The sequence below is a fragment of the Frankia nepalensis genome (assembly GCF_016786325.1).
Taxonomy (GTDB): domain Bacteria; phylum Actinomycetota; class Actinomycetes; order Frankiales; family Frankiaceae; genus Pseudofrankia; species Pseudofrankia nepalensis.
In genome coordinates this window covers 1-7,893 of record NZ_JADWYU010000380.1, presented here as the reverse complement: position 1 = coordinate 7,893, position 7,893 = coordinate 1, and the positions used below count along the sequence as shown (strand labels likewise).

General features: G+C 69.3%; 5 protein-coding genes and 1 pseudogene. 3 read left to right on the top strand and 3 right to left on the bottom strand.

Going from position 1 to position 7,893, the window contains the following annotated elements; translation table 11 throughout:
• Nucleotides 1-73: 73 nt before the first annotated feature.
• The gene (locus tag I6A81_RS41920; RefSeq protein WP_203007186.1) at nucleotides 74-910 is read right to left on the bottom strand and encodes a glycosyltransferase family 2 protein; all 837 of its coding nucleotides are present in this window, start codon (nucleotides 908-910) and stop codon (nucleotides 74-76) included.
• Nucleotides 911-1,251: 341 nt separating this feature from the next.
• Between I6A81_RS41920 and I6A81_RS41915 the strand changes: the two genes are divergently transcribed.
• Together I6A81_RS41915 and I6A81_RS41910 are read left to right on the top strand one after the other, a co-directional pair.
• Nucleotides 1,252-2,160, top strand: coding sequence for a glycosyltransferase family 2 protein (locus tag I6A81_RS41915; RefSeq protein WP_203007187.1), 909 nt, complete (start codon nucleotides 1,252-1,254; stop codon nucleotides 2,158-2,160).
• 194 nt (nucleotides 2,161-2,354) lie between these two features.
• The gene (locus I6A81_RS41910) at nucleotides 2,355-3,281 is read left to right on the top strand and encodes a TylF/MycF family methyltransferase (protein WP_203007188.1); all 927 of its coding nucleotides are present in this window, start codon (nucleotides 2,355-2,357) and stop codon (nucleotides 3,279-3,281) included.
• 215 nt (nucleotides 3,282-3,496) lie between these two features.
• On the opposite strand, the pseudogene I6A81_RS44575 reads toward I6A81_RS41910, so the two are convergent.
• Together I6A81_RS44575 and I6A81_RS45995 are read right to left on the bottom strand one after the other, a co-directional pair.
• Nucleotides 3,497-3,991, bottom strand: a pseudogene (locus tag I6A81_RS44575) (O-antigen ligase family protein); the annotation flags it as partial.
• 737 nt (nucleotides 3,992-4,728) lie between these two features.
• The gene (locus I6A81_RS45995) at nucleotides 4,729-6,045 is read right to left on the bottom strand and encodes an O-antigen ligase family protein (RefSeq protein ID WP_203010530.1); all 1,317 of its coding nucleotides are present in this window, start codon (nucleotides 6,043-6,045) and stop codon (nucleotides 4,729-4,731) included.
• Between the two features lie 683 nt (nucleotides 6,046-6,728).
• On the opposite strand from I6A81_RS45995, the gene I6A81_RS45990 reads away from it, so the two are divergent.
• A complete protein-coding gene (locus tag I6A81_RS45990) occupies nucleotides 6,729-7,703 on the top strand; it encodes a WecB/TagA/CpsF family glycosyltransferase (RefSeq protein WP_203008378.1) in 975 nt (324 codons plus the stop codon).
• Nucleotides 7,704-7,893: the final 190 nt, after the last annotated feature.

Below are 7,893 nucleotides of genomic sequence, written 5' to 3'. Positions count from 1 at the left end.
CGCGGCGGCAGCATATCCAGGTCTACTCGGGCCAGCCCCGCCCCGACAGGCCCCCGACCCACCGCGGAGCTCCCTACCGCAGCTCCCGAGTACGTTGTGAAGGCATCAGGTCCAGCATCCGGCATCGCGCGTAGTTAACCGGCTCCATGGCCATACGGGCCCGGGTGCGCACCTTCCCGAGGTACTGGTCAGCGGCTCCGGGTTCGCGCATCATTCGGCGCATCCTTGCCGAGTACACGGCGTATCGCCGATAGTTCGCGTTCTGCATCCAATAGCGATAGGCGGGAAACCTCGCCGAAGTACGGTAGTGGACAAGGCATTCATCGAGCGCGCGAATCCCCACGGTTCCGGCCAGCCGGAGGAACAGCTCGAGATCCTGGGCGCGCACGCATTCGCTGGAGTAGCCCCCGGCCGCGACGACGACCTCACGGCGAAACATCGCCGCGGGGTGGGCGATGGCCATATGCCCCCTTCGAAACCTCTTTTCGATATCGAGACGCGAGGTTGGATACTGGTGCATTCTCACCGGACCACCCCACTCTCCAAAACTGTCTATCTGCCCGGAGACCACCGCCGCGGAAGGGTTCTCGTCCAGAAACCTGACCTGCAGACCAAACCGGTGTGGCAGCGAGATGTCGTCCGCGTCGCACACCGCGATCAACCTCCCCCGCGCGCTCGCGATCGCCTGATTGTGCGCCGCTCCTCTGCCGACGTTGGAGGGGTTCTCAATGACGCGGACACGGCTGTCCCCGACCGCGCGCACCAGCTCGACGGTGCCATCTGTGCTGCCGTCGTCGACAACGATTAGTTCCAGGTCGTCGAACTCCTGGCCAAGGACGGAGCCAACAGCCTCGACGATCGTCGCCTCGGCGTTGTACGCCGGCATCATCGCCGTAACCCTTACCGCCATGATCCTGGACTCCCTATGCGTACGGCGTCTGGTACCGACGGCTCCGCGCATCACGACCCGCGCGAAACCACGCCTCCCGACCGCGAACGAACCCGGGCCGCATTTTCTGTGATCGTTCCGATGCCGCGCATTTTACCGCGGGCTGGCCACCGGAACCGGATGCCGAATGTCGGCGTGTTCTCCGTGCCGTCACGGCGGAGATACTCCGGCCCGAGGAACGCGCGACGAACACGCGCACATCAGGATGATCGACGTGAATCTCTCATCTCCCAGGTGTACCGCGACATGCGCCTGACCATCGCGAAATAGCGCGCGCGAGCATTCGAGCTAGTGTGTCGCACATGCTGGTCAGCATTGTGCTACCCACCTATGACGGCGCACGGTTCGTGCGGCGCGCCATCGACAGCGCGCTGTCCCAGGAACACCGCGAACTCGAGCTACTGGTCGTCGACGACGGTTCCAGGGATTCGACGGTACAGATCGTCCAGGAGTACCAGGATCCGCGGATAACGCTGATACAACGCACGAACGGCGGCGTCGCGGCGGCCCGCGGCACTGGTCTGGAGCACGCCTCCGGCTGGGCCGTCGCCTTCCTCGACCAGGACGACGAGTGGCTGCCGCGCAAGCTTTCCATCCAACTTCCCGTGCTGGCCCGCGAGGGCGTGGCGATGGTCGGCGGCCGCATGCGGTACGTCGACGCCGTCGGGCGCGCGATCGGCGTCGCCGGGGAGCCGACCGAGGGCCGGGCGGCCGACCTCGCGGCGGCGACGTTCATGCCGTTCCCGTTTTCCTCGGCCGTCGCCCGACGGGACCTGCTCATGGCCGCCGGTGGTTTCGACGCGGCACTGGTCCGCCAGGTGGCGCCCGTGGACGACCTGGACCTGGTGAGCCGGCTGGCGGGCTACGGGCAGATCGTCACAGTGCCAGAGATTGTCGGCCGATACCGAGTCCATGGCGGTAGCGAGACCACGCGCAAGTTCTTCGCGATGCAGGCCGGAACCCAGTTCCTGGCCGCCCGGGTGCGCGCCCGGGCGGCCGGCGGCGACCTTACCTGGGAACAGTTCAACGCGACCTACCGGCGCTCCCTCTGGCGCCGCCGGGCCGAGTACGCCCGTTTCTTCTACCGGCGCGCGGGCGTTTCGTTCGCGTCCGGACAAACGGCCGTAGCGGTGTCATATCTGGGCACCGCCGCCGCCTTGGGACCGCTTTATACCGCGCGCCGCCTGCGTCGGCAGCGCAAGCTGCTCTGACGGTGCCGCGCCCGCCGCGTGTCGGCCACGACCGACAGCTTCGCATTCATATAGTTGCCGTGCGGAATCCGACGCCGTATGTCATCCAAAAACGCTGTCCCGCCGATCCCGGCCAGACACAACGCGTCCGGACGAACGGCCTTACGCACCCTTCATCCACCAACCGAAACGATAGGACACCGCCAGTGAGAACCATGGCCACCGACGAGGCCGCGCGGCTGCGTGGCAGGTACCTGGACCTGCTCAGAGACACCCTCACCTGCACGCTCTGGGACGGCCGCGACGGAAGCGTCTGGCGCGACCACACCTTTCCCCGCCGCATGCTGGCGTCGCTGCTGGCGAACCAGAGACTTGAGATCGTCCGCACGCTCCCGCCGGAACGGCGGCAAGAAGGCCAGGACTGGCCACGCCTCGCGCACAGCATGATCGGCGTGCGCCGGATGGACAACCTGCGCATGTGCGTCGAAACAGTTCTCGCGGACGGGGTACCAGGGGACCTCATCGAGACCGGCGTCTGGCGGGGCGGCGCCTGCATCTTCATGCGCGGTGTACTCGCCGCGCATGAGGTCACCGACCGCACGGTCTGGGTGGCGGACTCGTTCGCCGGCCTGCCGAAGCCCGACGCGGGCAGATACCCCGCGGACGCGCACGACAGGCACCACACCCACGACGTGCTCGCCGTCTCGATGGCGGAGGTCCAGGAGAACTTCCGCCGTTTCGGGCTGCTCGACGAGCAGGTGCGCTTCCTGAAGGGCTGGTTCCGGGACACGCTGCCCACCGCGCCGATCGAGCGGCTGGCGGTGCTGCGGCTCGACGGCGACATGTACGAGAGCACGCTCGACGCGCTGAACGGGCTCTACGACCGGCTCTCGGACGGCGGCTTCTGCGTCATAGACGACTATGGCCTCCTCGAGCGCTGCCAGCGCGCCGTCACCGACTTCCGTGCCGCGCGCGGCATAACCGAACCTCTGGTTCCGATCGACTCGAGCGGCGTCTACTGGCGCAAGGGTGTGCGAGAGACCTCCGCCGCCGGCTCGGCCACCAGTGGTCCGGACGCCGTGGCGGTGAGGGTCCCCGGCCCCGCCTCCGCCGAGTCTTCTGCCGGGCTGTCGGTTTCGTAGCCGGGCCGGTCCCAGCCGGCCGCCAGCAGGATCCCGAGGCACCAGAAGAACGGAACCGCGCCGAACGGAGACTCCAGGACCACGCCCATCATCGCGGTGGTCAGAATCGCCGCCGGCACGATCGTGGCGATGAGCAGCAGGTCGTCCGAGCCGATAGCGGAGCGAGCCCGCACCACCGCTCGGACGGCCGCCGCCACCACGAGAAGAAAGAGCACCACGCCCACCAGGCCCAGCCGGGCATACAGCCCGATCAGGTAGTTGTGCGGAGACCGCACCAGACTGACTCCACTCAGGTAGATGTACGCACCGGACTCGGCGACGAAGTTGATGCCATAGCCGGAACCAAAGACCCGGGTATGGGTATCCGCGACGTACTGGATGACCGCCTGCCATGCCTTCTCCCTGGCGGACATGGTGGCCACACCGACCGCGCCCAACTCGCTGGAGGTCTCGACCAGACCGAAACTCGCGAACAGCTTCGAGCCGGCCCTGGTCATCGGAAGCAGCGCGGCACCGCAGAGCGCGACAGCGAAGACCAACAGGCGCCGGTCACTGACGACCCCCTGCCGCCTCGCCGCCGCGCCGGTCAGAACAAGCGTGAGAACACAGCAGATACACGCGGCCAGCAGCCCCGCCCGCGACGGCATGCCCGCGGCCAGACCCAGACACAGAATGGCGATCAGGCCGGCAAACCGCCCATCTCCCCGCATGAAACGAACCAGCGACAGACTCGCCGTCACCCCGAGCATCGCCGCATCGAAATCCGGCCGCAGCTCCAACAGCCGGGCCCGCCCACCGGGCAGCATGGGCAGCCACGTGGTCAGGCCTGGCACCGCGGTGGCCACGACGACCCAGACCAGATGCACATACAACGCGATGACGAGCAGGCGGGCAGTCGCCGCCCGCTGCGCAGGACCAGACGCACGCAACGCCCAGCCGGACAGCAAACCGACCCACGCATACCCATAGGGCGCGAAATCACGCAACGCGAGCAGCGAATGGTCACCTCCCAGCACGAACTGGGCCATCGCATACAGGGCGAACAGCCCGACAGCCACCTCCCCCAGCCCAAACCCCCTCGCCGGACGGCGACCACGCCCGGTCAGCCGAACAGCCGCGCAGTGCCCAGCCCCCGCCGCGACCAGCACATCGGTCAGGAACACCGGCTGCACACCCAGATAGGAACCCCACCGGCTCAGACCGACCCCGAGAGCCACCGCCAACGCCCCCGCCATCAACCGAGGCCCGGACCGACCACCCGAAACCACACCACCAAGACAGGAAAACTCCGCGCCCACGGCATCGGCCGCGGGACCACCGCCACGGCGACCCGACCAGGGGACACCCCGGCCGCCCTCCGCCGGCCGGCCCGCCGCGAGACCGTCGGCCTCGAGCCTCGCCGCGCCGGGTGCAAGGCGCAGATCCACTTCCGCCTCCGAAAGATCTCTCAGAAGGTGGGCAGCAACGTCGTTGTCGCGGGGACCGCCACGGTCGAAGTTGTCGCGGGGACCGCCACCGTCGAAGTTGTCGCGGGGACCGCCACCGTCGAACCGGCCACCGCCGAGACCGTCTCGGGCCTGTCGGTTTCGTAGCCGGGCCGGTCCCAGCCGGCCGCCAGCAGGATCCCGAGGCACCAGAAGAACGGAACCGCGCCGAACGGAGACTCCAGGACCACGCCCATCATCGCGGTGGTCAGAATCGCCGCCGGCACGATCGTGGCGATGAGCAGCAGGTCGTCCGAGCCGATAGCGGAGCGAGCCCGCACCACCGCTCGGACGGCCGCCGCCACCACGAGAAGAAAGAGCACCACGCCCACCAGGCCCAGCCGGGCATACAGCCCGATCAGGTAGTTGTGCGGAGACCGCACCAGACTGACTCCACTCAGGTAGATGTACGCACCGGACTCGGCGACGAAGTTGATGCCATAGCCGGAACCAAAGACCCGGGTATGGGTATCCGCGACGTACTGGATGACCGCCTGCCATGCCTTCTCCCTGGCGGACATGGTGGCCACACCGACCGCGCCCAACTCGCTGGAGGTCTCGACCAGACCGAAACTCGCGAACAGCTTCGAGCCGGCCCTGGTCATCGGAAGCAGCGCGGCACCGCAGAGCGCGACAGCGAAGACCAACAGGCGCCGGTCACTGACGACCCCCTGCCGCCTCGCCGCCGCGCCGGTCAGAACAAGCGTGAGAACACAGCAGATACACGCGGCCAGCAGCCCCGCCCGCGACGGCATGCCCGCGGCCAGACCCAGACACAGAATGGCGATCAGGCCGGCAAACCGCCCATCTCCCCGCATGAAACGAACCAGCGACAGACTCGCCGTCACCCCGAGCATCGCCGCATCGAAATCCGGCCGCAGCTCCAACAGCCGGGCCCGCCCACCGGGCAGCATGGGCAGCCACGTGGTCAGGCCTGGCACCGCGGTGGCCACGACGACCCAGACCAGATGCACATACAACGCGATGACGAGCAGGCGGGCAGTCGCCGCCCGCTGCGCAGGACCAGACGCACGCAACGCCCAGCCGGACAGCAAACCGACCCACGCATACCCATAGGGCGCGAAATCACGCAACGCGAGCAGCGAATGGTCACCTCCCAGCACGAACTGGGCCATCGCATACAGGGCGAACAGCCCGACAGCCACCTCCCCCAGCCCAAACCCCCTCGCCGGACGGCGACCACGCCCGGTCAGCCGAACAGCCGCGCAGTGCCCAGCCCCCGCCGCGACCAGCACATCGGTCAGGAACACCGGCTGCACACCCAGATAGGAACCCCACCGGCTCAGACCGACCCCGAGAGCCACCGCCAACGCCCCCGCCATCAACCGAGGCCCGGACCGACCACCCGAAACCACACCACCAAGACAGGAAAACTCCGCGCCCACGGCATCGGCCGCGGGACCACCGCCACGGCGACCCGACCAGGGGACACCCCGGCCGCCCTCCGCCGGCCGGCCCGCCGCGAGACCGTCGGCCTCGAGCCTCGCCGCGCCGGGTGCAAGGCGCAGATCCACTTCCGCCTCCGATCGTCACTGTTCGCGTTCGAGGCACCCGGCCCCACAGGTTCGCGCCCCTCCACGCCTGCTTCCCGCCGCGCGGTGCCTCGGCGCCGACGCCCGCGTAGGAGTGCTCCAGGTCGGCACGAGGCGGGGACTCCACCCAGAATTGTCACCCAACGTGATGATGACATTACGTTGACGTGCCCAGCCCCTCCGGATGCGACACGCACGCTCGACTTCCACTGGCAATGAGTCGACTACTATGAGTAATCAAGATGATGGTCCGGGCGGCCACCAAGCGCCGAGCCCCGGGGTTCCTCGCGGATCGCCGAAGCCCATCCGCGAGGTCAGGTGTCAGCCAGCGTGGTCGGCCCGCGGCTGGGCGCGACCGCCGGAAGGGCGATCGGATGGGTCAGATCGGCAGGAACGACAACGTCACAGCGGTGGGCACGCAGATCCTGGAGCCCTCGTGGGATCCCGACGCGCCCATGCGCCGCGCCGGCTCGCCCGCGACTCGACCGGCGCCCCAGCCCCAGCCCCAGCCCGCGGTCGCCGGAGCCGGCGTCGCCACGGGCTGGGCACCCATCCCGACACAGCGGACGGCCTCGGGCCTCGCCGGTCAGGGCCCGGTGGTGTGGTGCGCGCGCGTACCCATCACGGCCTGCGGGCCCGAGGAGGCCGCCGAACGGATCGTCGCGGCCGCGGCCGAGCTCGCGACACGGCCGGCGCCCGACGGCCTGGCCGCGCTGGCACGGCCAGGCGTCGACGTCCACCAGTGCAACGCCTACACGCTCGCCCTGGCCGACCGCGACCCGCTCCTGCGGGGAATGCTGCGCGCCGCCTCGGTCAACTTCGCCGACGGCAAGCCGGTCGTCTGGCACAACCGGCTGTTCCACCGCGACCGCCACCTGCCCACCCGGCAGGTCCGGGGAGCCGACCTGTTCACCGACGTCGTCCGGCTGGGGCAGGAGGTGGGGCTGCGCCACTACCTGCTCGGCTCGACCCCTGAGGTCCTTGCCCGGGTCGAGGCCAACCTGCGCGCCGCCTACCCGGACGCGATCATCGCCGGCGCCGAAAGCCCGCCGTTCCGGCCGCTGACGGCGTCCGAGTGGCACCACCAGTGTGAACGGATTCGGTCCTCGGGCGCCCAGGTCGTCTGGGTCGGGCTGGGCACGCCCAAGCAGGACTGGGAGACCACACGGCTGGCGGGCGCGCTCCCGGCGGTCGCCATCGCCGTCGGCGCCGCCTTCGACTTCATCGCCGGCACCAAGAAGCAGGCACCCCCGTGGATGCGGGACATGGGCCTCGAGTGGCTGCACCGACTGGCCTCCGAGCCGACCCGGCTGTGGCGGCGCTACCTGTTCGGCAATCTGCGGTTCCTCGCCGCCGTGGCCCGCCACCGCGCGGCCAGGGGCTGAGCCGGCCGAGAACCCGAACCGGGGCCGGAGAGGGCTCCGACCAGCCGAATGGTGGCCGTCGCACACAGCGACGGCCACCTCGACTTCAGGGAAGATGTCCCAACCACATGGCCCGCGTGGAGGACGTCCCACCGCGCGGCCCGCGTCGGCGGCCAAGCCGGCCGGGACGTCCGCGGCGCCATCCCAGGGC